Source organism: Salinimonas chungwhensis DSM 16280 (genome assembly GCF_000378185.1).
Lineage (GTDB): Bacteria > Pseudomonadota > Gammaproteobacteria > Enterobacterales > Alteromonadaceae > Alteromonas > Alteromonas chungwhensis.
This window is the reverse complement of sequence record NZ_KB899380.1, coordinates 60,745-83,347: the sequence shown is the minus strand read 5'-3', so window position 1 is coordinate 83,347 and position 22,603 is coordinate 60,745. Positions and strand designations below refer to the sequence as shown.

Sequence of the window (22,603 nt, the reverse complement as noted above, 5' to 3'; positions counted from 1 at the left end):
CCCAGCGATTAAACAAAAAACATAAAGGTAAGTTAATGACGGATACGATACTTGTTGTAGATGATGATCTGGGGATTCAAAAACAACTCAAATGGAGTTTTACCAACTATGACGTTGTGTTTGCCGACGATCGTACATCTGCTATCGCGCAGCTTCGTCGCCACGAGCCTAAAGTGGTTACGCTGGATTTAGGATTACCACCAGATCCAGCTAATGCATCTGAAGGACTGAAAACACTCGAAGAAATTATTGCGCTGGCTCCGCGTACAAAAGTTATTGTAGTAACTGGCAATAACGACAAAGAAAACGCCCTTAAAGCCATTGAACTTGGTGCCTATGATTTTTATCAAAAGCCCATCGATTCGGACACCATCAAGCTGCTGGTAAACCGGGCCCAAAATCTGGCCAAGCTGGAAGATGAAAATCGCATTCTGGCTAAGACACGTCCGGGTATGGGCAGAATTATCGGTAACAGTGATGCGATTCAGTCAGTTGTACGCCGTGCTGAGAAGATTGCCTGTACGGACATCAGTACATTGTTACAGGGTGAAAGCGGCACCGGTAAAGAAGTCTTTGCCCGCAGCATACACGATCACAGTCCCAGGAAAGACAAACCTTTTGTTGCCATCAACTGTGCGTCAATTCCAGAAAACCTTCTGGAAAGTGAGTTGTTTGGCTATGAAAAAGGCGCGTTTACCGGCGCCAATAAAACCACACTGGATAAAATAGAAACCGCCCAGGGTGGCACATTGTTTCTGGATGAAATCGGTGATATGCCGTTAGGCCTTCAGGCCAAAATGTTGCGCTTTTTGCAGGAACGCGTAATTGAGCGGGTTGGTGGACGCAACGAAATTCCGGTAGATATTCGGGTTATCTGTGCCACGCACAGAGACTTGCAAGCCATGGTCGCAGAGGAAAGTTTTCGGGAAGATTTGTATTACCGCATTGGTGAAATTCCAATTATGATCCCGCCATTACGGGACCGCGATCAGGATATTATTCTGCTGGCGCGCACATTTTTAAGTCAGTACCGGGAAGAATTCAATGCCAAGGCAAAAAGTTTCAGTGACGGGGCTATTAATGCCATGCTGGCTCATCGGTGGCCCGGCAATATTCGTGAACTTCAGAATAAACTTAAATCCGCGGTGATAATGGCTGAGGGCAGCCTGGTGCAAGCCGATGATTTAGGTCTGGTGGAGGTAGCAGAGGGCACTGAGCCGGAAACACTCAACCTTCGTGAAGTACGCGAGTTGGCAGAAAGTCGCGCGATAAGACGAGCTTATCAGACAGCAGATAAAAATATGTCAAAAACCGCGGAATTGTTAGGCGTGACCCGGCCAACGCTGTATTCACTGATTGATAAGTATCATCTGGAAGATGTCAAGACCGGCGCATAGCTGATCTGGCGAAGTGAAGAATAATAGTGAGTAGCCTTTCATGGTGCTCACTATTCGTCGAAGCGGTTTAGTCATAGGGCCAGGTTATGGCCGCGTTGTTATTCAGGGACGTGGCGATATTGACGGACTTAAGCTTATAGCGTGCAGCCAGTGGGTGGGTGGGCCGCTGCGTAAGGTCGTCATCTATCGTCGCATCAAGGATACCCACCCAGCAATCTCTGCCAGAGAGTTTTGCCGCGTACAGACAGTCATCCATCATTGAGAAAACCTGCTCCCACTGAACCTTGAAAGGATTGGTCGGGTCCAGCGGAAAAGCACAAAACCCTATACTGCATGTGGCCGAGACCCGCGCACCATCTTCCAGTTCAAAAATATGCGATTTTACAGCTTGTCGGAATCGCTCGATAAGCGCTGTCATGCGGGTACGACAAGACTGCCGGCAGATTATAAGAAATTCTTCACCCCCCCAGCGAATCTGTAAGTCGGTATCGCGAAAAACATCGCCGATAATACGGGTAAAATCTACCAGAAAGCGATCGCCACTCAGATGGCCATGCTCATCATTGATGGCTTTGAAAAGATCGATGTCAATCAGATAGCAAAGCAAATCTGACTGGCCTTCATCGGCCTGAGGGTGTGTATCGGTGTAGGCAAATTGCGATCGCTTGAGTTCGCCTGGCAGTCGAGATTTGAGATAATAGCGGTTATAAAGGCCGGTTAACGGGTCCCGCAGGCTGGCATCTTCCAACGTTTTATACGCATCTTTTAACTGTTTATTTTTTCGCTCCAGCTCGGCGGTACGGGCTTTTACTTCACGTTTTAAAAGCAGGTTTTGACGGCGATGGTTGTAACGGCTGTACAACAGGAATAAAAACATTAACAGCGACACCAGCGAGCCCAGGATCAACATGTTACGCAAATTACGCTGTTCTGCTTTGGCCAGCTCTATGGCTTTATCTCTGCGCAGCGAATCGATAGACTCCGCCTGTCGCTCTACCTGTAACTGCGCACTTTGCTGGATAAGCGGCTGGATGCGGGCTTCATTAATCAGCGTTGAGGTCAGGCGCTGGCTTTCCTGCTGTGCTTCATAGGCTTGCTGATAGTCTTCCATCTGGAACAATAAGGCCGCTTTCTCGCGTAAAAATGCCGCCTGAACCCCAACCTGGCCGTAGTCGCTGGCTAGTTCCTCTCCGGCCTCGATATGTCCAAGTGCTGCCCCGGGCTCCTCGGCAAGTTTAAGCGCCTGGGTATACACCAGGTGCAGCTCAAGTTGCAGTGGAATAATATCGCGACGGGTGGCAAATGCCATGGCCTCTTCGATAGCCTGCATACCTGCCGAGGCTTTACCCTGTTTAACATCTGTCAGCCCTAAGAAGCTGTGGGTGAGGTGCATCTCCGCCGAGGCATTGAGCCGGGCAAAGATGGTCAGTGCACTGGCAAACCATCCGCGAGCCTGCTCGTATTGCGACTCACTGAGCATGAGCTTGCCTTTGCTAAAGTAGGTCTCCCCGAGAAAAAACGGGTTAGGCAGTGACCTTAACGTTTGTTCAGCATCGTTCAGGTACTGGCGAGCCATTTGATACTGTTCCATTTGCAGGTAGGCGTTACCGACAAAGTAGAGGGCGCGACCTGCAACGGCAGGCTGCTGACTAACCTCTGGGATGCGCAGTACATGCTGCAGAAGGGCCAGCGCAGCCTCATACCGGCCCTGACTGACCAGGATTCCGCTGACAATGACTTTCTGCTCTGCCTGTCCGGGCACATTGTTGATTTTCTGGTAGGCATTCAGCGCACGGTAGGCGCTGGTCAGGGCGTCGTCGAACTCGCAACGAGAGCGGTGTAGACGAGCCAGCTCACTGAGAACATATGGGGCGTGGGTGGCATCATCAAGCGATTCCAGCAAAGACATCGATTGTTCAAATGCATGCAGTGACTCGTCGTATGCACTTTGCATCCGGGCAAAACGACCTTTGTGAAAATACGCAATAGCCAGTGATTCAGACGGTGTGTCCGCACTGAGTTGCTGAATAAGGGTATCGAGTTGGTTGCTGGCTTCAAGAGGTTTGCCGGCCTGGAATTGCTCAATAAGCGGCTCAAATTGGCCACACTCAGTGCTGCTACACGATAAAGGTAACATAGCGTCGGCGTAATCTACCTGAGCAATAGTCAGGCAAATACTTACAAGGATACAACGAATCGCGTTCATCCGGCCTTAGTTTTGTAAGTTATTGGCAGGCTTAGTGTCATATTATGCGCTTTGAATATATCAATCAATTGCTTATTTACACATAACTACGCACATCTGCCAATATACGATTAGGGTGTGGTATCGTACGTCAAATCTATCAGGTCATTATATTGGTGTGCCCGCTCAACCCAGATTCGGATAAGCCGGGAACGGGAAATACCGGTTTTCGTGCTTAGCACCGACAGTTTGGCGATGGTGGACTCGCTTAACGTAAAGGTTGCTCTGCGCATGGTAGAGGTCTCAGAACGAATAGGGCAAACGGACGGCTCCCGAATAGTGCTCACCCTTTCTTCGGTGAGTGGGCGATGCCCCTGGGCGTAGTGATTGGCCTCTTCAATAAAAGCCTCCACCGATAATGATCGGGCTTTAGCTGATGGCGTGGATTTTTTGAGATTGCACAGGCTCATAGGCCGTTTCCTCTTTGCCCCGAGCCAGAAGCTCTTCAATTATACAACGAATTTCCGTGGCCGCTTTACCCTCAGGTTCGCTTTCAATCACTGACATGCCTGATTCTTCAGAATCATCATACATATTGCGACTGAACGTCACCGAGTTGAGAACCGGCACTTCAAACGAGCGACACACTTCTTTAGCTTCCAGAATCCGGCTGGCCAGCGAAGGCAGGGACGGACACTGGGTCACAACAAAGGCAGCATTCATCTTCGGATTGACCATTTTACAGGTAGATAAAATATCTTCCATATGCGGCACCGTTTTAAGGTCCCGCCGCTTAGGGCGCAGTGGAATAAGGATATGATCTGCCACAGCCATCGACGAACGCAGCGCCAGATTGTCCTGGCCACCACAGTCGATGACGACATAATCATAATGCTGGCGAAGACTTAATAGGTCGTTACGTATTTTTCCAAACAGCTGCACACAGTTAATGGGTGTCAGCTTGTTGTTGGCATTTCTTTCCTGAATCCAGTCTGAGGTTGTACGCTGCGGGTCGCAGTCAACCATTAACACACTGGCATTTTTTTCTGTACGAAGATAAACAGCGATATTCTGGGCCAGACAGCTTTTACCGCTCCCTCCTTTTTCACCACCGACAAGAATCATCATGGCAACAGTCCTCAATGGGTATTGCAAAAAGACGGTAAACCAGTCTTAATGCGCATTGGATTGACTGAAAAAGCGAACAGCTGCATGAAAACATGAGCACGCAAACGTTCGGTAACCCCGCTATCTTTTCAGTGCACCACTGATTAAGACCGGAAGCTTTGCGTCACGGGCTTTCGCACCGGTTTGCCTTTTTCATTCGTTTATCTGGTCTGATCGTGTTCTCTCAGACCAGCAAAATTATCCTAACCCAGTCTGATTTGAACTCGGTGATGCGTATAAATAGCTAACTATCAAACTTTATACCTTTGTGACGCCGGGGATGGAGCATCGAAGCAGAAAAAAATCATGCTACCATACGCTTGTTGATATCTCTGCTCATTCTTAAGGAGAACCTGTTGAATTGCCGTATTTTTTTATGCATAACGCTGGTCACTTTTGCGCCATCATTGTTCGCTGCTCAGTTCAATGAAAGTCTGGCTGCCTTTAAAACACTTTACAAAGACGCACTTGGCAGCACCAAACCATGCGCTGAAACCCGCTCACAACGTTATTCGGTGTGCTCCAATGTATTAAGAAATGAGGGTAGCGGCCCCTTTATCCTCCACCATAACCGAGCCACAACAAATGTTGCTGTGCTCTTTCATGGCCTCAGTGATTCGCCATATTTTATGCGTGGCATCGCCTCAGCACTGCATGCCAACGGTTTTACCGTCATTGTACCGCTATTACCTGGCCACGGGTTACGTGAGGCTGACGATGAGATGGAGGATCGTCAGTTAGCCGAGCGCTGGCAAGCGCACGTAGATGAGGTGATGGAACTGGCCAACCAACTTGGCAATAGACAGTTTATCGGCGGCTTTTCCACCGGCGGCGCGCTGGCTGTGGACCAATACCTGGACGAGCCTGCTAATATTGCCGCTCTGATGTTATTTTCCGGCGCACTGGCCTTAAGCGATAATGCAGAATCAATGTGGAAAATATGGGGTATAAAAACGCTGGCTAAATGGGTTGACGGCGATTACCAGACACATGGCCCTAACCCTTACAAATACCCATCAGTAGCAGGCTTTGCCGGTCTTGAATTAATGGACATTATTGACAGTATTCGCACCCGGCTTGACACTGGCCAGAAAATCAAAGTGCCGCTATTTGTGGCTCACTCTCAGGCTGACGGTACCACCCCTATTTCCGGCGTGAAGTCGTTACTCAGTCATTCAGAGGCAACTAATACCTTTTTTGAAATAGATGAAGAATACGACCTTTGCCATGCAGACTTGCCGTTAAATACGCGGCTCGTGGTGGATATGTATTTTAAAACAGAGATGGTTAACGCCAACGAACGATGTGCGGTGCCAAAAGCAAACCCATTGTATCGTCAGATGATTTTTATGCTCAATGCCTTTATTGATGCGAATACCGATGGAGGAGCCACACAATTTGATTCGCGGCGGCCACAACCCATTGAAATGCCTGAACCGCCAGCCAATCTTAAGCGCGAAAATCCATAAAAAGATAATGATCGTATGATGCGCATAACGCCGTAGTGCCCGGCGTTATGCTTCAGCAATAGTCTTTTACAGGTAATTATTGGGTACTGGCAAAGTCTTCCACTTCTTTCCAGACACGCAGAAAATTCTCGCCCAGCAGCTTTTTGATGTCAGCCTCGCTGTAGCCGCGATTTAATAGCCCCTGAACAAGATTTGGGTAGGCAGCAACATCCTTAAGGTTGGTAGGCAAGGAATCGCCGACGCCGTCATAGTCTGATCCAATGCCAACATGTTCAATACCAATTAGCTCTACTACATGATCGATATGATCCAGTACCTCGTCCAGGGAAGAGTAGGGGTAAGGGTTTTCCTTACGGTATTGCTTTTCAAAAGCGTCAATATCAGATTTGCTATTGTCCTTTTTACGCAAAAAAGCATTAGTGGCTTTGGCCAGCCCATCACGCCATTGGCGGGCCGCTTTACTGACAAAGCCTGAGCCAAAGTTGATCATCACAATACCGCCATTGTGACCAAGCTTTTTAATCATAGTATCGCTCATATTCCTTTCAAACCCGGGGGTGAAATTGCGCAACGAAGAATGCGAGGCGATGACCGGTACTTCAGACAGCTCAATAACCTGATGAAAGGCATCGTCAGACACATGAGAAATATCAATTAACATCCCAATTTCATTCATGCGGGTAATGAGCTTTTTACCAAACGGACTTAACCCTTTCCATTGGCGGCGCAGGTCATAGGATGAGTCACTGATATGATTAGACTGCGAGTGGGCCAGTGTAATATAGCGGATGCCACGCTCATAAAAATGTTCCAGATTCGCCATGTCGCCCTGGATAGGGGAGCCGTTCTCCATTCCCATTGGCAGCGAAATCAGGCCTTTATCAAACTGGGCTCTAACCTCGTCGGCGCTGGTGGCAATAGCAAATTTATCGGGCGCCCGATAAACAATAGCCTGCACTAAATCGATAAGCTGATGAGCAAGCTGGGTCGATTCCGGGGAATTATCCAGCGAGGCCGGTACATAAATGGACATAAACGGCGCATTCAACCCACCTTTTTTAGCGCGGGGGTAATCAAAATCGCCGTCTTCGGTAGCACGGGTAACATCCACCCATTTATCATGCACGCGATAAGGCACATCGATATGCCCATCGACAATGATATTTTCCTGCGCCAGAGCATTGGCTTTTTCAGAAACCTCGATGGCCTGACAGTTCAACGCGGTAACGCTTAATGCAAACGTGACAGCTGCCGCCGTTATAGAATGCCTGAGTGACATAAATCATCCTTTTTTAAGTAGTCGGCATTTATCGCCGGTATATCAGATTATTAAATTTATAGTGCCACGGTAACTGCTGCTTTCCAACAATTGGTTAATTAGCCAGCAATTTGCGCTGGTAATTCGTAAAAAGTGTGCTAATTGCTTGTCATAAAAACTTAAAACTTGGTATGGTTTTGACGCGTGACTTACGCCCGTAATTACGGGATACTGCCCGCCTCTGTCTTTTTCACGTTGGTGTCAGACACCTGCCGGGACAGGGCGATTGTTGAAGTAAATAATGTGGTAACGCTGCTCACCTTGAAATGACGTCGCCAGATAACAGCCGGCGTTTTTATGAGAAATTGTGCTCAAAGGCAAAAAAGAAGCCTTGCATAGCTTTACCACTTCTAACTGTTACGAGAAAAGATTATGGCGATTAACTATATCCCGCTAGATAAAGAAAAACACAAAGATACGAAAATAGCGGTGAATAACAACTTTGCATTTGCAAAGAATACTCACCTGGCCGCGGCTTCGATTAAAGAGTATGCACAGCTGGCCTCCACTATGCCTATCGTATTTATCAAGGATCCCAAATCAGAACGTTTTCACTCGGTAGCAATGCTGGGTATGGAGCAAGGCCAGAACTTGTTCCTGGCAACAGACCGCTGGAAAGGTCCACACGTGCCAATGAACATAATGCGCTATCCATTCGATGTGCGTCCTGAAGGCGAAAAGCTGGGTATCTACATTGATGAAAACGCTGAAGTGCTGGGCACTGAAGGTCAACCGCTGTTCACTGAAGAAGGTGAGCCGTCTGACTTTTTGAAAAATCGTCAGGAGTTCCTGGGTGAACTGGCCAACAGTGAAATGATGACTCAGCGTTTTATCAAACAGGTCACTGAGCTGGAACTGTTGGAAGAAGTGCAAATACGTCTGCTGTATCAGAACAACCAGCAACGCAATGTCACCGGTATGCTTAGCATCAATGAGAAAAAGCTGCTGGAGCTACCGGAAGAAAAAGTACTGGAATTACATAAGTCAGGTTTCCTGGGTGCAATGTATGCAATGATGCTTTCTCTTGGACAGTTAAACCGGCTGGTGGAACTGTCTAAAGATACGGACAACCCTATTCAAAGCATGCAAATGAGCAGTGTTAAGCCAGAAGAGGCTCAGCAAGAAGCTGCTGCAGAGTAAAATATTGTGTTACTCCTATTAAGACGGGCCTGAACGGCCCGTTTTTTCATTTATCGTTTTCATTTCTTTTTTTAATTTTCTATCCCTCCTTTTTTCAGTTGCTTTTTCCGGCGCATTATCAATGGCTTCTCCTGAAGACTGTATGTAAATACAGTTAAAACCCAGCCCCCATGCGGGTTTGCGCGTAGTTTTTTCCTTGACAGTGGGAACGTTCACTACCTAAACTGTCACTCAGTGGGTAAAAGTGGCAAATTGTGGATCATTAACATATGGTTTTGCAGAACGGCACTCGATAAAACAAGAAAAATACAGCAAAAATAAAAAAGGCTAGGGGAATGTTCCGCGGCGCTAATGCAATCAATCTGGACGCAAAGGGAAGGTTGGCTATACCAACAAAATACCGTCAACCTTTACTGGATGATTGTAATGGACAGCTGGTCTGCACCATAGATACACAACAGAGTTGTTTGCTGCTTTACCCACTTCCCGAATGGGAAGAAATAGAATTAAAACTCAGTAAATTTTCAAGTATGGTCCCTGCTGAACGTCGTATGCAGCGCCTTCTGTTAGGCTACGCCACAGAAGCCGAACTGGATAAAAGCGGGCGATTTCTTCTTTCCTCTCCATTGCGTCAACACGCCCACCTGACTAAAGAAGTCATGCTGGTCGGTCAGTTGAATAAGTTTGAAATATGGGATGCTGATACCTGGGCGAGCCAGATAGATGCAGACATGCAAACTGAACGCGAAGGCAGCTTCGAGCTGACTGAACGACTACAGGACTTTTCATTATGACCGCTGATTTCGCGCATATTTCCGTGCTGCTCAACGAGTGCATTGAAGGCCTGGCCATTGACCCGGACGGTATTTATGTAGATGCCACATTTGGCCGGGGCGGGCATTCTGAAAAAATTCTTGAACAGCTTTCTGAAAACGGTCGCTTAATTGCGTTTGACCGCGACCCGCAGGCTATTCGGGCGGCTGAGCGCTTTGCCGATGATGCGCGGTTTTCCATTATCCACCAACCCTTTTCTGAGCTGGAGAATCAGCTGGCAGAAATGGGGCTGGCGGGGCAAATCAATGGCGTACTGATGGATCTGGGTGTTTCTTCTCCGCAACTGGATGATGCCGCTCGTGGCTTTAGCTTTTTACGGGATGGTCCACTGGATATGCGGATGGATACTTCCCGGGGAATGAGCGCTGCACAGTGGCTCAATACTGCCGAAGAACAGGATATTGCGCAGGTCATCAAAGAGTTTGGTGAGGAAAAATTTGGTAAACGTATCGCTCATGCAATAGTTAATCGTCGCGTTATTGAACCGCTTAGCCGTACTACCGAACTGGCAGCATTAATTGATGAAGCTGTGCCAGTGAAGGACAAATACAAACATCCGGCCACTCGCGCTTTTCAGGGAATTCGAATTTATATAAATGCAGAGCTGGAGCAACTACGTGTAGGCCTGAAATGTGCCGTAGCAGTGTTAAAACCTGGCGGCAGGATGGCGGTTATATCTTTTCACTCGCTGGAAGATCGCTTAGTAAAACGGTTTATAAAAGAGCAGAGCAAAGGTAAAGCGGTACCGCACAATTTGCCGGTCACCCAGGCTGAGATTGATGCCGATAAAGTTTTAAAACCAATCGGCAAGGCCATCAAGCCTACCGAGCATGAAATTAATCAGAATGTCCGTTCTCGAAGTTCAGTGCTCAGGGTGGCTGAAAAGCTATGAGTGCTCAACGGCAGGATGCCGCAGCTGGTCAGCTTCATTTAGCTTACATTCTGCTTTCCGATTTGACCCGCAACAAATTGCGGGTTTTGTTGTATTTGATGGTTATCGCTTCTGCGTTTGCGGTAATCCTTTCCAGTCATCATAACCGGCAGCAGAATATCGCGCTGGAAACATTGATGCAGGAACGCGATGAGCTGGACGTGCAGTGGCGAAACCTGGTACTGGAGCAGCGTGCCCTTACCGAGCATAACCGTATTGAAGCGATGGTGGAAAAGCAGCTGGATATGCACCGGCCCAGCGCTGAAGAAGAAGTAGTGGTGAAAATAAAATGACACGCCAGGTGAATGCCTCCAAAAAACGAAGCCGCGGCGCCAGGCAAAATGTTAAACCCAGTATGGTTCACTGGCGTTTTTTAACGGTCATGAGCGCGGTTGCGCTGGTGTTTGTGGCCATCGCAGTACGTGCAGCCTATATTCAGGTGATAGCGCCGGATAACTTAATTGAACAGGGTGACAGCCGCACGTTACGTACCCGTAATATGCCAACGTACCGTGGCCTGATAAGCGACAGAAACGGCGTCGAATTAGCTGTCAGCGTGCCGGTGCAGGCAGTGTACGCTGATCCTAAGATTGTTCATGATAAAAATGGCCTGAGCAAAAACCGCCGTTGGGAAGCGCTGGCAGATGTGCTGGGACGCGATGTTGATACGCTCAGGCAGAAAGTCAGTAATCCGTCCCGTCGTTTTGTCTATCTTCAGCGCCAGGTGTCACCAGCGATGGCCGACTATGTTAGTCAGCTGGGTATTCCGGGAATTTACCTACGCCGGGAAAGTCGTCGCTACTATCCTAATGGCGAGGTGACAGCGCAGCTTATCGGTATTACCAATGTAGATGATACCGGTATCGAAGGCCTTGAACGACTTTACAACGACTGGCTGACCGGTACGCCGGGATCGAAAATTATTCGCCGGGATGCCAAAGGCCGTCAGGTAGAAATTTTAGAAACCAAAGATGGCGAAGCAGCGGGGAACCTGACGCTGACCATTGACCAGCGCATTCAGGCGCTGGCTTATCGGGAAATTAAAGAAGCGATGCTTTATTACCAGGCCACATCAGCCTCGGCGATGGTGCTTGATGTCGATACCGGTGAAATTCTGGCCATGGTCAATGCACCTTCTTTTAACCCTAATGACCGCTCAGATGTCTCACCGCGACGTATGCGCAACCGTGTTCTTACAGATGCTTTTGAACCCGGCTCTGCCATGAAACCTCTGGCTGTGTTATCGGCCCTTGAATTTGGCAATGTGGATATTGGTGACACGGTGGATACACATCCTGGCTGGATGCGCCTGGGTGGCAGTCTGGTCAAAGATCATCGCAACTATGGCGAACTGACCCTGGAAGAAATTATTCAGCATTCCAGCAATATGGGGACCTCACGGCTGGCGCTGGGCGTGCCTAAGAATTTCTTGCTGGATACTTATTACAACATGGGTCTTATGACTGATACCGGGACAAATATGCCCGGCGAAAGCAATGGCATTTTTCATGAGCGCAGTCGTTGGTCTGAATTTGAATTGGCTACCCTGTCTTTTGGTTACGGTATTTCGGTAACTACAGCACAGATAGCAAGGATGTACGCCACCATCGCTAACGGCGGTATTAAATATCCACTAAGTATTGTTAAAAGTCCTAAGTCCAGAGGCTGGAAACCGCAGGAAGAACGCGTCGTCAGCGAGCGCAACGCACAGGCTGTGCGCAATATGCTCGAAAGCGTTGTCCAACGTGGGGGGACCGCAGTAAAAGCCGCAATTCCTGGCTATCGGGTGGGCGGTAAAACCGGCACCAGTCGTAAAGCGGTAGCCGGTGGCTACGGCGAAGAATATGTCAATATTTTCGCCGGTATGGCGCCGCTAAGCGACCCAAAGCTGGTCACCGTGGTCCTGATTAACGAACCCGGCGGTGATTTATATCACGCAGGAGATACAGCAGCACCGACATTTTCAGCCATTATGGGCGGGGCATTACAGCTGCTGAATATCCCGCCAGATGACAAACAGGTTACCTCAACGCAATGGCTACGCGGAGATGAGCATGGCAGCTAATACATTTACCCAGAGTATTCGCCCGTTGCTGGCAAAATTTGGGATTGAAGCGCCTGATATCAGAATTAATGGCTTAACCCTGGACAGTCGTCAGGTTTCACGGGATTTGGCGTTTGTAGCGGTTAAAGGTCATAAGCTGGACGGGCGAGACTTTATTCCTCAGGCCATTAGCCTCGGGGCCAGGGTTATCATGACGCAAACTGACGACAGTGGTGCCCATGGCGCGCTGGAAATGCGCGGTGGGACGGTGATTGTTCATCTGGCCGAATTGCCTGCCATGCTGTCGTCACTGGCGGCTGCATTTTATGACTATCCGGCCACCAAGCTCGAAACCGTTGCAGTGACCGGTACCAACGGAAAAACTTCGGTTGTTCAATTGCTTAGCCAGATGAAATCGCTGCTGGGCGAGCGTAGTGCAGCCATTGGAACCCTGGGCAGTGGTGTGTACGAGGGCGCTTCTACCCGGTGGACCCCTTCGCCCGGAGACAATACGACGCCCGATGCCATTCACATGCAGCATATTCTGGCAAACTTTGTGCTTCAAAAGGTCCGTCAGGTTGCATTTGAAGCATCCTCCCATGCCATCGTGCAAAGCCGATTGAGTCAGGTGAAAACAGATATTGCGGTGTTTACCAACCTGTCCAGAGACCATCTGGATTATCACCATACCATGGAAAATTATGCCCGGGCGAAACGAGCTTTGTTAAAGCAGCCGGGTTTGCACACCGTGGTTTTGAATAGTGATGATAAAGAGAGTGTGAACTGGCGGGCCGCGGCGCAAGAGCAAACCGAAATTGTGCTGACATCAATGGATCAGCAATTACCGGATTTATCAGCCTATCGCCATTGTTTGGCCACAAATGTGCAATATCATCAGGGCGGTGTGCAATTCAGGCTCAAAAGCAGTTGGGGGACCACAGTGGTTAATGCGCCATTGCTGGGCGAATTCAACGTTAGAAATTTGCTAAGTGCAGTGGCTGTTTTGTTAGCGCAGGGTGAGCGGTTTGAAGATGTGGTCAGGGTACTTCCGATGCTTTGCCCGGTTAACGGCAGGATGGAAGTGTTTACTTTCCCACGGCATGCCAATGTTGTCGTGGATTACGCACATACGCCAGATGCCCTTAAACAGGTTCTGAGCAGTGCCCGGGCCCACACCGAAGGTAAGGTGTGGTGTGTTTTCGGATGTGGCGGAGATCGGGACAAGGGCAAACGGCCGCTTATGGGCGAGGTGGCAGAACACCACGCTGACTACGTTGTTATTACAAACGATAATAACCGCTCAGAACAGCCCGCCACCATTGCTTGGGACATCAAAGCAGGTCTGGTTCGGCCTGACCAGGCGATTTTTGAACCGGATCGGGAGGCGGCAATTCGCTACTGTCTGCAAAATGCAGCATCGAACGATTTAATTATTGTGGCCGGTAAAGGGCATGAGAATTATCAAATTATTGGCCAAGAGAAAACTGATTACAACGAGCGAGCCGTTATTGTGCGGCTGCAAGAGGAGTACAGCAAATGATAACAACAACGCTGTCCTGGATTGCTGAGCAGGTGCACGGACGCCTGAGCGGAAAGAATATTCAGGTGGAAGGGGTGAGCACCGATACCCGCACCTTACAACAAGGCGATCTTTTTGTGGCACTTACCGGACCGACATTTAACGGTCATGCATTTATAGAGCAAGCCTTAGCAGGCGGCGCCAGCGCCATCATCGCCAGTGAAATAATCAGTACCACATTGCCGGTAATCTATGTTGAGGATACCCGCCTTGCACTCGGCGCTCTGGGCCGCGCGGTGAAACAGGAAGTTAATGTGAAAACTGTGGCCATTACCGGCAGTAGTGGGAAGACGACGGTGAAGGAAATGACCTCCGCTATTCTTGCGCGGCGCGGCAACGTGCTGGCCACTGCCGGTAATTTCAATAACGACATCGGGGTTCCGCTTACCTTACTTCGGTTACAGCATGACCACGACTTTGCCGTAATGGAACTGGGCGCCAATCACCTGGGTGAAATTGCCTATACCACCGAGTTAGTGAAGCCAGATGTGGCCACTATTGTTAATGCGGCGGCCTCTCACCTTGAAGGCTTTGGCAGTCTGTTCGGCGTTGCCCGGGCCAAAAGTGAAATTTTCCAGGGACTGGATGCTTCCGGCGTGGCCCTGGTCAATGCAGATAGCCAGTTTACCGACTTTTGGCTGGGCAAACTGAAGCAACAAAAAACCCTGACATTTGCTGCTGATCAAAAACACGAGGCAGACTACACCGCCGAAGAGGTGATTCTTGGACTCGACGGATGCGCAGAGTTTGTGATGGTAACGCCAGTCGGGCGAATTAACATCCAGCTGTCGGTGCCGGGCCTGCATAATGTTGGCAACGCACTGGCAGCTGCCGCCCTGAGTATTCAGGTGGGAGCTACCCTGGATAATGTGCAAGACGGGCTTCGAGAAATGACGCAGGTCAAAGGGCGCCTGAATGTAAAGCAGTTATCCGGGCAGGTTCGTTTATTGGACGATACTTACAACGCCAATGTTGCCTCTGTCAATGCTGCTATAGATACGCTTTCCAGCTTTAGTGGATTGCGGGTGCTGGTGCTTGGCGATATGGCCGAGCTGGGTGAAAAGGCCCGCTATTACCATGAAAAAGTTGGCGAGTACGCCCGCCAGAAAGGCATTGACCACCTGTTTTCACTGGGTGTGCTCAGTCAGCATGCCAGCGCCGTCTATCAGGAGCTAGGCGGGCATTTTACCGACGTTGAAAACCTGCTAACCGCGCTTGAAACACTGGGTAGCGCCGAGCAACGGGATATTTCTATTCTGGTCAAAGGCTCACGCAGCGCAAAAATGGAAAATGTAGTAAAAGCAATTGAGGCCTCCCCATTGGGAAAGCTTGAGCGCCGTCGGGAGCGTATGGCATGTTAATTTGGCTGGCTGAGTGGTTAACCCAGTTCGAAACAGGATTTAACGTATTTTCTTATCTGACAATGCGGGCAATTCTGAGCACCCTGACGGCGTTATTAATAGCAATTATTACCGGGCCGAAGATGATTCGAGCACTTCAGCGTATGCAGATCGGCCAGACTGTTCGCGATGATGGCCCTGAAAGTCACCTGTCGAAAGCTGGTACGCCCACCATGGGAGGCCTGCTTATCCTTTCGGCTATTGTGGCCAGTGTTCTGCTTTGGGCCGACCTTACCAACCGCTATGTGTTGGTTACGCTGGCGGTGGTTATTGGTTATGGCATCATCGGGTTTGTTGACGATTACCGCAAGGTCATCCGCAAAGATTCAAATGGCCTTATTGCCCGCTGGAAATATTTCTGGCAATCCGTTATTGCGCTGGGGGTTGCAATATATCTGTATGCCAGCGCTGCCTCGCCCGCGGAAACCAGCCTGTTGGTGCCGTTTTTCAAAGATGTGTTTCCCCAACTTGGGCTGTTCTTCATTGCCGTGGTTTATTTTGCGCTGGTAGGAACAAGTAATGCTGTGAATCTTACCGACGGCCTGGACGGCCTGGCTATCGTACCGACGATTTTAGTGGCCGGGGCATTGGCAATCTTTGCCTATGTTACTGGCAATACAAATTTTGCCGCGTATCTGAACATTCCTTTTATCCCCCTGACCAGTGAACTGGTCATTGTATGTACGGCGATTGTCGGTGCCGGTTTAGGTTTTTTATGGTTTAACACGTATCCGGCACAGGTGTTTATGGGTGATGTGGGCTCGCTGGCGTTAGGTGGCACACTGGGTGTGCTCGCCGTACTGGTACGTCAGGAAATTGTATTAATCATCATGGGCGGTGTTTTTGTCATCGAAACCTTATCCGTTATTTTACAGGTGGGCTCTTACAAGCTACGCGGCCAGCGGATTTTCAGAATGGCGCCTATCCATCATCACTATGAACTGAAAGGCTGGCCAGAGCCGCGGGTTATTGTGCGCTTCTGGATTATCTCTTTGATTCTGGTTTTGGTCGGTCTGGCCACGCTTAAACTCAGGTAACAATAAAATGATGGATAGGTTCGAGAATAAAAATGTCGTTGTCGCTGGCTTTGGTAAGAGCGGGCAGGCCTGCGTGCGTTTTTTCATCGAAAGATCTATCCCTGTGACTGTCTGGGATTCACGGGAAGATATCGTCGTCCCTGACTGGGCAGATGTGCCATTTTTTAAAGGTTCGCTGCCGGATAATTTCTGGCAGGACGTGGATATCGCTGTGGTCTCACCCGGGCTGGCATTATCCCATCCAGCCTTATGCGCGGCCCGCGAGAGCGGGGTGGTGCTGATTGGTGAGATAGAGTTATTCGCCCGGTATAACTCTGCGCCGGTTATTGGTATTACAGGTTCAAATGGCAAAACGACCGTTACTTTGTTGGTAACACACATTCTTAAGGCGGGCGGTCTCAATGCGATAGCCGCAGGGAATGTGGGCACCCCGGCACTTAGTACGCTGGGGCAGGCACCGGACTATGTGGTTTTGGAGCTCTCCAGCTTTCAGCTTGAGACTACTGAGTCTTTATGTTTGCAGGCCGCAACCATTTTAAATATCAGCGATGACCATTTAGATCGGCATAAAACACTCGCTGCATACAGCGATGCCAAGCAGCGAATTTATAATAACACCCTGCATGCCGTAGCCTGGCGTGATCAGCAAATAACCTACCCGCTGGCGCTTACCGTCCAGGTGACGGAATTTTCCGCTGGAGTACATAGTGACGATTTTGGCATATCCGACAACTGGATTACCTGGCAGAATGAGAAAGTGGTTGATTTATCCCGGGTACAATTAACCGGTACGCACAACATTTTAAATATTCAGGCTGCGCTAGGACTGGCGTTACATGCCGGTATGGATATTCAGGCTGCGGCAGAGGCAGTCTACGATTTTCAGCCGGTACCCCATCGTTGCGTTAAAATCGCTGACAGTAATAGCGTCAGCTGGATTGATGATTCTAAAGCAACCAATGTGGGCGCGACGCTTGCAGCCATCACTGGTTTGCGCCACGCTACTTCAGGCAAGCTTATTCTTATTGCTGGTGGCGACAGTAAAGGCGCCGATCTAAGCGCGCTTAGCGATTCGCTCAACCAGCACATTGATCTGTTAATCACGCTGGGAAAAGATGGACCTGCTATTGCGGCGCTGCACCATAAAGCATTAGAAGTAACCAGCATGCGTGAAGCTGTTGAACAGGCATCCACCCACAGTCGTGCCGGCGATACGGTACTGTTATCCCCGGCCTGTGCCAGCCTGGATATGTTTGATAACTATGAACACCGGGCTGAGGTGTTCAGACAGGCTGTAGCGGAGGTGTGTAAGTGATTGCCAGCGTGAACGCCCGGTTAAGCGAACTTTTCAGCGCCCGACACGGCGCTCCGGCTGCTTCTGCACCGGCCAATATTTACGATAAGCCTTTGGTATTGGTAACTCTGGCATTAATGTCCATTGGTCTTATCGTTGTGACTTCGGCCTCTATGCCGGTAGCTGAACGCGAGTACGGCAACCCGTTTTTCTTTTCCATTCGGCACAGTATTTATTTGGTGTTGTCGCTCATCGCTGGTGGCATCGTATTGCAGATTCCGATGCGCTTCTGGCGGATTTTCAACCCCTATTTATTGCTGCTTGCTATGGGGTTGCTGTTGGCCGTTTTACTGGTGGGCAAAAGCATTAACGGGAGTACGCGCTGGATTGTTATCGGGCCGATGACACTACAACCGGCTGAGCCGGCCAAATTATTTTTCTTTGCTTATCTGGCGGGCTATCTGGTGCGGCGCTATGAAGAAGTCACAGAGAATCTCAAAGGCTTTTTCAAACCCCTGGTTGTGCTGTTTTTTGTTGCGATAATGCTATTGATGCAACCCGATTTTGGCACCGTGGTCGTTATGCTTACCACAACCATGGGGTTGCTATTTTTAGCGGGCGCCAGACTGTGGCAATTTTTTGGTGTGGTATTTGTTGGTCTGGCTGCTGTCGTGGGCCTGATAGTAATGGAAGAGTATCGCCTGCGGCGGGTTACGTCCTTTCTGGATCCCTGGGCTGATCCCTTTGGCAGTGGCTACCAGTTAACCCAGTCATTAATGGCTTACGGGCGAGGCAGCTGGTTTGGTCAGGGGTTGGGTAACAGCTACCAAAAGCTGGAGTTTCTGACTCAGGCGCATTCTGATTTTATTATGGCGATTCTGGCTGAAGAGCTCGGGTTTGCCGGCGTAATGGTTATCCTAGCGCTCATTCTGTTCCTGGTTTTACGAGCGCTGCGAATCGGCAATCTTGCGTTGCAGGCCGGACGACCGTTTGAAGGTTATCTGGCTTATGGTATCGGCATCTGGTTGAGCTTTCAGACCGCAGTAAATGTTGGTGCCAGCGTTGGAATCGTGCCCACTAAGGGTCTCACACTGCCACTTATCAGCTATGGCGGAACCAGTCTGATTGTAATGATGGTTGCTATCTCTCTGCTAATTCGCATCGACTTTGAGTTACGGGTAGACGCCATAGACTCATCCAAAAATAACAAGTCTGCCGCACGGCTTGGGAGTAAGAATACCGACGGGCAAGAGTCAGATCCGGTAAACGAACGTCAAAGCAAAGCGCAGGTTAAATCTATGCTCAGTGATGTTGAGCAGGAGGCTGTGCATGACTAAACGTTGTTTGATCATGGCCGGCGGTACCGGCGGTCATGTCTTCCCGGCATTAGCGGTAGCTCATGCGCTACAAGAGGCGGGCTGGCATATTGAATGGCTTGGCACAGCAGAAAGAATGGAAGCGGATGTGGTTCCTCAACATGGTTTTACACTGCATTTTCTGCCCGTGAAAGGTCTTCGCGGCAAAGGTCCCACGGAAGGCCTAAAAGGTCTCTGGGCGTTAGCTGAAAGTTTGGTCAAAGCCAAGCAACTGATCACAAGAATACAGCCGGACCTGGTTATTGGTTTCGGTGGTTATGCCAGTGGCCCGGGCGGTGTGGCAGCCCGCCTTGCCCGGGTCCCGTTGATTATTCATGAGCAAAATGCCGCAGCAGGGATGACGAACAAACTGTTAGGCCGTATTGCTCATCGCATCCTGCTTGGTTTTAAAGAGGCTGCAGCGCAATTTGGCGATGCAGAAAAAAAATGTGTGGTGGTGGGAAACCCTATCCGCAATGAAATACGTACTCTGAATGCGAAAGCAAGAGTTCACTCACCGCTGAGAGTTTTGGTTATCGGCGGAAGCCTTGGCTCGTTACCCTTAAATAACCAGGTTCCCCTAGCGTTGTTGCCCTACGACCAGGTAGATGTGTGGCATCAAAGTGGTAAAGGGCATAAAGCGGCGCTTACAGAAGCATATAGTCAGGCCCGGTGTACCTGGAAAGTCACCGAGTTTATAGATGATATGGCGCACGCCTACGATTGGGCGGATGTCATTATCTGCCGGGCGGGCGCACTCACCGTAGCGGAGGTGGCCGCAGCCGGTTTATCCGCTGTGTTTGTGCCTTTACCTCATGCGGTGGATGATCATCAGACAAAAAATGCCGCGGCGCTGGTTAATGCCCAGGCGGCCACGCTTATCCCTCAGGATAAACTCGCAAACGAATTACCCGATGTAATTGCTCATTGGATAGCGCATCCTCAGCAATGCCTAGCGCGGGGTAAAAAAGCCCGCGAACTGGCTATCATCGATGCAACTGAACAAGTAGTAAACCAGTGCGCAAAACTGGTAGGAGATACGGCCTGATGGTTTTAGAAACGCCGTTTCAAAGTCCGCAGATGCGGAAAGTAAACAAGATATTTTTTATCGGTATCGGCGGCGCCGGTATGGGCGGAATCGCTGAGGTACTGGCGAACGAAGGATATCAGATTGCAGGGTCTGATATTCAGACCGGCAAGATGACCGAACGGCTCACCAGGCTGGGCGCGGAGATCTTCATCGGCCATGCCAGCGACAACGTTGTCGGTGCTGACGTGGTGGTGGTCTCCAGTGCCATCAACGAAAGTAACCCGGAAGTCTGTTACGCCCGGGAGCACCGCATTCCCATTATCCGCCGGGCTGAAATGCTCGCTGAACTTATGCGCTTTCGCCACGGTGTGGCTATTGCCGGGACCCATGGCAAAACCACCACTACCAGCCTGATTTCGACGATTTTCGCTGAAGCTGAATTGGATCCAACCTTTGTTATTGGCGGCCTGCTTAACAGTGCCGGTACCAATGCCCGTCTGGGCAAAAGTCGTTATCTGATAGCAGAGGCCGATGAAAGTGATGCTTCATTTTTGCACCTTCAACCCATGGTTGCGGTGGTAACCAATATTGAAGCTGACCACATGGATACCTACGAAGGCGACTTCAATCGGATGAAAGACGCTTATGTGGACTTTCTGCACAACCTGCCGTTTTACGGGCAGGCGATTATGTGTGGTGATGATAAAAATATTCAGGCTATCCGGGATAGAATTGGGCGTAGTGTTCTTACCTATGGCTTTGAGGCGCACAATGATGTTCGCGCTGAAGATGTCATTCTGGGATTCAATCAGGCACGTTTTACCGTTATTCGCAAAGACGCATCTGCATTAGATGTAACGTTAAATTTAAGTGGCCGGCACAATGTACTTAATGCGCTGGCTGCGATCGCCGTTGCTACAGATGAAGGTGTGGATGATAAAGCTATTAGCCGGGCCCTTGCAGAATTTGGCGGAATTGGACGGCGCTTTGAAATGCTTGGTGAATTTACCACATCCGCAGGCTCATTAACCCTGGTCGATGATTATGGCCATCATCCTACAGAGGTAGCCGCTACTATCGCTGCAGCCCGCGCCAACTGGCCAGAACAACGCCTGGTGATGGTCTATCAGCCCCATCGATTTTCGCGCACCCGCGACCTTTACGAAGATTTTGTCGAGGTACTTTCTCAGGTCGATGTGTTGCTTATGCTTGATGTGTATCCGGCCAGTGAAACGCCCATTGAAGGGGCCGACAGCAAATCACTATGCCGTTCTATGCGGGTCCGTGGTCAATTAGAGCCGGTTTATGTTGGTGATAAGGAAAACTTACCCGTGCTTCTGGCTAATATTTTGCAGGATAATGACGTGGTTATGACTCAGGGTGCGGGCAATATTGGTCAGATAGCCGGATATCTGGCAGAGAAAAAGATGGAACCCAAAAATTTTTTGGATGAGAAAAAATAATGAATGACCAGTATCAGGCGAATGATTTTGGTCGTGTTGCTGTCCTGCTCGGAGGCAATTCGGCTGAACGTGAAGTGTCGCTTCGTTCAGGCAAAGCAGTTTTACAAAGTCTGAAACGGCAATCTGTGGACGCTATTGGATTTGATCCTGCAGAATCTCAATTAACTGATTTAATTAAAGAAAAGGTTGATCGCGTGATCATCATGCTGCATGGTAGAGGTGGCGAAGATGGCACGGTCCAGGGCGCTCTGGAATGGCTGGGGATTCCTTACACCGGCAGCGGGGTTTTAGGCTCTGCATTGTCCATGGATAAAATTCGGAGTAAGCAAATTTGGGAAAGCCGCGGACTACCTACCGCGAAATATCAAATTGCTGATAAAACAGGCTTTGAAGCTGGATCATGCGGCGCTATAATGGAAAAGTTGGGGAATAAAGTCATGGTTAAACCGGCTCGTGAAGGCTCGAGTATCGGTATGGCGAAAGTGACTAGCGCTAAACAACTCGAAACTGCCATTCAGGACGCTTTTAAATATGATAATCAAGTCCTGCTGGAACAGTTCATTGACGGCCCGGAGTTTACTGTATCGTTGATCCAGGGTCGGGCTCTGCCGTCTATTCGAATGTCTACCCCCCACACTTTTTATGATTACGCAGCCAAGTATCACGACGATACGACAGAATATTTTTGCCCCAGCGGTTTGAGTGACAAACAAGAGGCTGAACTGGCGCAACTGGCCACCGACGCCTTCTATGCGCTTTCTGGCAGAGGCTGGGGCCGCGTTGATATTATGCAGGACAACGCCGGGCGATTTTGCTTATTAGAATCAAATACGGTTCCGGGCATGACGGAAAAAAGTCTGGTGCCAAAAGCGGCCCGGGTTGCCGGGATCGAGTTCGATGCATTGACGCGGGCTATATTGGAGACCAGTATGCCAGATGTACTGGCAGAGCAAGAGTAGA

The 22,603-nt window shown here is 49.6% G+C and carries 20 protein-coding genes and 1 riboswitch; of the genes, 15 read left to right on the top strand and 5 right to left on the bottom strand.

The window, feature by feature from the left end; genetic code table 11:
- Positions 1-35 precede the first annotated feature (35 nt).
- Positions 36-1,397 carry a PEP-CTERM-box response regulator transcription factor gene (gene prsR, locus F458_RS0109875; RefSeq protein WP_018983253.1) on the top strand — a complete coding sequence of 454 codons (1,362 nt, stop codon included), beginning with the start codon at positions 36-38 and terminating at the stop codon, positions 1,395-1,397.
- A 67-nt stretch (positions 1,398-1,464) separates the two neighbouring features.
- Here prsR and F458_RS0109870 read toward each other — a convergent pair whose 3' ends face one another.
- From F458_RS0109870 to F458_RS0109860, 3 genes are all read right to left on the bottom strand, one after another.
- Positions 1,465-3,603, bottom strand: coding sequence for a diguanylate cyclase (locus F458_RS0109870; protein WP_083928616.1), 2,139 nt, complete (start codon positions 3,601-3,603; stop codon positions 1,465-1,467).
- A gap of 110 nt (positions 3,604-3,713) precedes the next feature.
- Positions 3,714-4,052, bottom strand: a complete 339-nt coding sequence (locus F458_RS0109865) for a ribbon-helix-helix domain-containing protein (RefSeq protein ID WP_018983251.1) — start codon at positions 4,050-4,052, stop codon at positions 3,714-3,716.
- Positions 4,012-4,710: an AAA family ATPase gene (locus tag F458_RS0109860; protein ID WP_018983250.1), complete on the bottom strand. Its 699-nt coding sequence runs from the start codon at positions 4,708-4,710 to the stop codon at positions 4,012-4,014. The genes F458_RS0109865 and F458_RS0109860 overlap by 41 nt, the downstream gene beginning before the upstream one ends.
- 107 nt (positions 4,711-4,817) lie before the next feature.
- Positions 4,818-4,908, bottom strand: a riboswitch (cyclic di-GMP riboswitch).
- Between the two features lie 197 nt (positions 4,909-5,105).
- On the opposite strand from F458_RS0109860, the gene F458_RS0109855 reads away from it, so the two are divergent.
- Positions 5,106-6,218: an alpha/beta hydrolase gene (locus tag F458_RS0109855; RefSeq protein WP_018983249.1), complete on the top strand. Its 1,113-nt coding sequence runs from the start codon at positions 5,106-5,108 to the stop codon at positions 6,216-6,218.
- A gap of 76 nt (positions 6,219-6,294) precedes the next feature.
- On the opposite strand, the gene F458_RS0109850 is transcribed toward F458_RS0109855, so the two are convergent.
- Positions 6,295-7,497, bottom strand: a complete 1,203-nt coding sequence (locus F458_RS0109850) for a dipeptidase (RefSeq protein WP_018983248.1) — start codon at positions 7,495-7,497, stop codon at positions 6,295-6,297.
- A gap of 411 nt (positions 7,498-7,908) precedes the next feature.
- Between F458_RS0109850 and F458_RS0109845 the strand changes: the two genes are divergently transcribed.
- Positions 7,909-8,676: a SapC family protein gene (locus F458_RS0109845; protein WP_018983247.1), complete on the top strand. Its 768-nt coding sequence runs from the start codon at positions 7,909-7,911 to the stop codon at positions 8,674-8,676.
- An 18-nt stretch (positions 8,677-8,694) separates the two neighbouring features.
- On the opposite strand, the gene F458_RS0109840 is transcribed toward F458_RS0109845, so the two are convergent.
- Positions 8,695-8,892 (bottom strand): hypothetical protein, encoded by a 198-nt coding sequence (locus F458_RS0109840; protein WP_018983246.1) that lies wholly within the window; start codon positions 8,890-8,892, stop codon positions 8,695-8,697.
- A 119-nt stretch (positions 8,893-9,011) separates the two neighbouring features.
- Here F458_RS0109840 and mraZ point away from each other — a divergent pair, with 119 nt between their 5' ends.
- From mraZ to F458_RS0109780, 12 genes are read left to right on the top strand one after another with little or no spacing between them, the layout of a single operon-like run.
- Complete coding sequence (mraZ, locus tag F458_RS0109835) at positions 9,012-9,470, top strand: division/cell wall cluster transcriptional repressor MraZ (RefSeq protein WP_018983245.1); 459 nt, start codon at positions 9,012-9,014, stop codon at positions 9,468-9,470.
- On the top strand, positions 9,467-10,402 hold the full coding sequence (gene rsmH, locus F458_RS0109830) for a 16S rRNA (cytosine(1402)-N(4))-methyltransferase RsmH (RefSeq protein ID WP_018983244.1): 936 nt from the start codon (positions 9,467-9,469) through the stop codon (positions 10,400-10,402). Before mraZ ends, rsmH begins: the two co-directional genes overlap by 4 nt.
- Positions 10,399-10,734: a cell division protein FtsL gene (gene ftsL, locus F458_RS0109825; protein WP_018983243.1), complete on the top strand. Its 336-nt coding sequence runs from the start codon at positions 10,399-10,401 to the stop codon at positions 10,732-10,734. Before rsmH ends, ftsL begins: the two co-directional genes overlap by 4 nt.
- Entirely contained in the window at positions 10,731-12,506 is a 1,776-nt protein-coding gene (locus tag F458_RS0109820; RefSeq protein ID WP_018983242.1) for a peptidoglycan glycosyltransferase FtsI, read from the top strand. The genes ftsL and F458_RS0109820 overlap by 4 nt, the downstream gene beginning before the upstream one ends.
- On the top strand, positions 12,496-14,025 hold the full coding sequence (murE, locus tag F458_RS0109815) for a UDP-N-acetylmuramoyl-L-alanyl-D-glutamate--2,6-diaminopimelate ligase (protein WP_018983241.1): 1,530 nt from the start codon (positions 12,496-12,498) through the stop codon (positions 14,023-14,025). Before F458_RS0109820 ends, murE begins: the two co-directional genes overlap by 11 nt.
- Positions 14,022-15,425 (top strand): UDP-N-acetylmuramoyl-tripeptide--D-alanyl-D-alanine ligase, encoded by a 1,404-nt coding sequence (locus tag F458_RS0109810; protein ID WP_018983240.1) that lies wholly within the window; start codon positions 14,022-14,024, stop codon positions 15,423-15,425. Before murE ends, F458_RS0109810 begins: the two co-directional genes overlap by 4 nt.
- Entirely contained in the window at positions 15,419-16,501 is a 1,083-nt protein-coding gene (mraY, locus tag F458_RS0109805; protein ID WP_018983239.1) for a phospho-N-acetylmuramoyl-pentapeptide-transferase, read from the top strand. The genes F458_RS0109810 and mraY overlap by 7 nt, the downstream gene beginning before the upstream one ends.
- Positions 16,502-16,508: 7 nt before the next feature.
- Entirely contained in the window at positions 16,509-17,816 is a 1,308-nt protein-coding gene (gene murD / locus F458_RS0109800) for a UDP-N-acetylmuramoyl-L-alanine--D-glutamate ligase (protein WP_018983238.1), read from the top strand.
- Positions 17,816-19,132: a cell division protein FtsW gene (gene ftsW, locus F458_RS0109795; protein ID WP_026294607.1), complete on the top strand. Its 1,317-nt coding sequence runs from the start codon at positions 17,816-17,818 to the stop codon at positions 19,130-19,132. The genes murD and ftsW overlap by 1 nt, the downstream gene beginning before the upstream one ends.
- Entirely contained in the window at positions 19,125-20,198 is a 1,074-nt protein-coding gene (murG, locus tag F458_RS0109790; protein WP_018983236.1) for an undecaprenyldiphospho-muramoylpentapeptide beta-N-acetylglucosaminyltransferase, read from the top strand. The genes ftsW and murG overlap by 8 nt, the downstream gene beginning before the upstream one ends.
- Positions 20,198-21,643 carry a UDP-N-acetylmuramate--L-alanine ligase gene (murC, locus tag F458_RS0109785; RefSeq protein WP_018983235.1) on the top strand — a complete coding sequence of 482 codons (1,446 nt, stop codon included), beginning with the start codon at positions 20,198-20,200 and terminating at the stop codon, positions 21,641-21,643. The genes murG and murC overlap by 1 nt, the downstream gene beginning before the upstream one ends.
- On the top strand, positions 21,643-22,602 hold the full coding sequence (locus F458_RS0109780) for a D-alanine--D-alanine ligase (protein ID WP_018983234.1): 960 nt from the start codon (positions 21,643-21,645) through the stop codon (positions 22,600-22,602). The genes murC and F458_RS0109780 overlap by 1 nt, the downstream gene beginning before the upstream one ends.
- The last annotated feature ends 1 nt before the right edge of the window (position 22,603 follow it).

Bases quoted from the DNA above. Each gene is read 5' to 3' on its own strand.
- mraZ (WP_018983245.1), top strand. From the start codon at position 9,012: ATGTTCCGCGGCGCTAATGCAATCAATCTGGACGCAAAGGGAAGGTTG.
- F458_RS0109810 (WP_018983240.1), top strand. From the start codon at position 14,022: ATGATAACAACAACGCTGTCCTGGATTGCTGAGCAGGTGCACGGACGC.
- F458_RS0109820 (WP_018983242.1), top strand. From the start codon at position 10,731: ATGACACGCCAGGTGAATGCCTCCAAAAAACGAAGCCGCGGCGCCAGG.
- murC (WP_018983235.1), top strand. From the start codon at position 20,198: ATGGTTTTAGAAACGCCGTTTCAAAGTCCGCAGATGCGGAAAGTAAAC.
- F458_RS0109865 (WP_018983251.1), bottom strand. From the start codon at position 4,052: ATGAGCCTGTGCAATCTCAAAAAATCCACGCCATCAGCTAAAGCCCGA.
- rsmH (WP_018983244.1), top strand. From the start codon at position 9,467: ATGACCGCTGATTTCGCGCATATTTCCGTGCTGCTCAACGAGTGCATT.
- mraY (WP_018983239.1), top strand. From the start codon at position 15,419: ATGTTAATTTGGCTGGCTGAGTGGTTAACCCAGTTCGAAACAGGATTT.
- F458_RS0109870 (WP_083928616.1), bottom strand. From the start codon at position 3,603: ATGAACGCGATTCGTTGTATCCTTGTAAGTATTTGCCTGACTATTGCT.
- F458_RS0109850 (WP_018983248.1), bottom strand. From the start codon at position 7,497: ATGTCACTCAGGCATTCTATAACGGCGGCAGCTGTCACGTTTGCATTA.
- ftsL (WP_018983243.1), top strand. From the start codon at position 10,399: ATGAGTGCTCAACGGCAGGATGCCGCAGCTGGTCAGCTTCATTTAGCT.
- F458_RS0109845 (WP_018983247.1), top strand. From the start codon at position 7,909: ATGGCGATTAACTATATCCCGCTAGATAAAGAAAAACACAAAGATACG.
- F458_RS0109860 (WP_018983250.1), bottom strand. From the start codon at position 4,710: ATGATGATTCTTGTCGGTGGTGAAAAAGGAGGGAGCGGTAAAAGCTGT.
- prsR (WP_018983253.1), top strand. From the start codon at position 36: ATGACGGATACGATACTTGTTGTAGATGATGATCTGGGGATTCAAAAA.
- murG (WP_018983236.1), top strand. From the start codon at position 19,125: ATGACTAAACGTTGTTTGATCATGGCCGGCGGTACCGGCGGTCATGTC.
- F458_RS0109780 (WP_018983234.1), top strand. From the start codon at position 21,643: ATGAATGACCAGTATCAGGCGAATGATTTTGGTCGTGTTGCTGTCCTG.
- murD (WP_018983238.1), top strand. From the start codon at position 16,509: ATGATGGATAGGTTCGAGAATAAAAATGTCGTTGTCGCTGGCTTTGGT.
- murE (WP_018983241.1), top strand. From the start codon at position 12,496: ATGGCAGCTAATACATTTACCCAGAGTATTCGCCCGTTGCTGGCAAAA.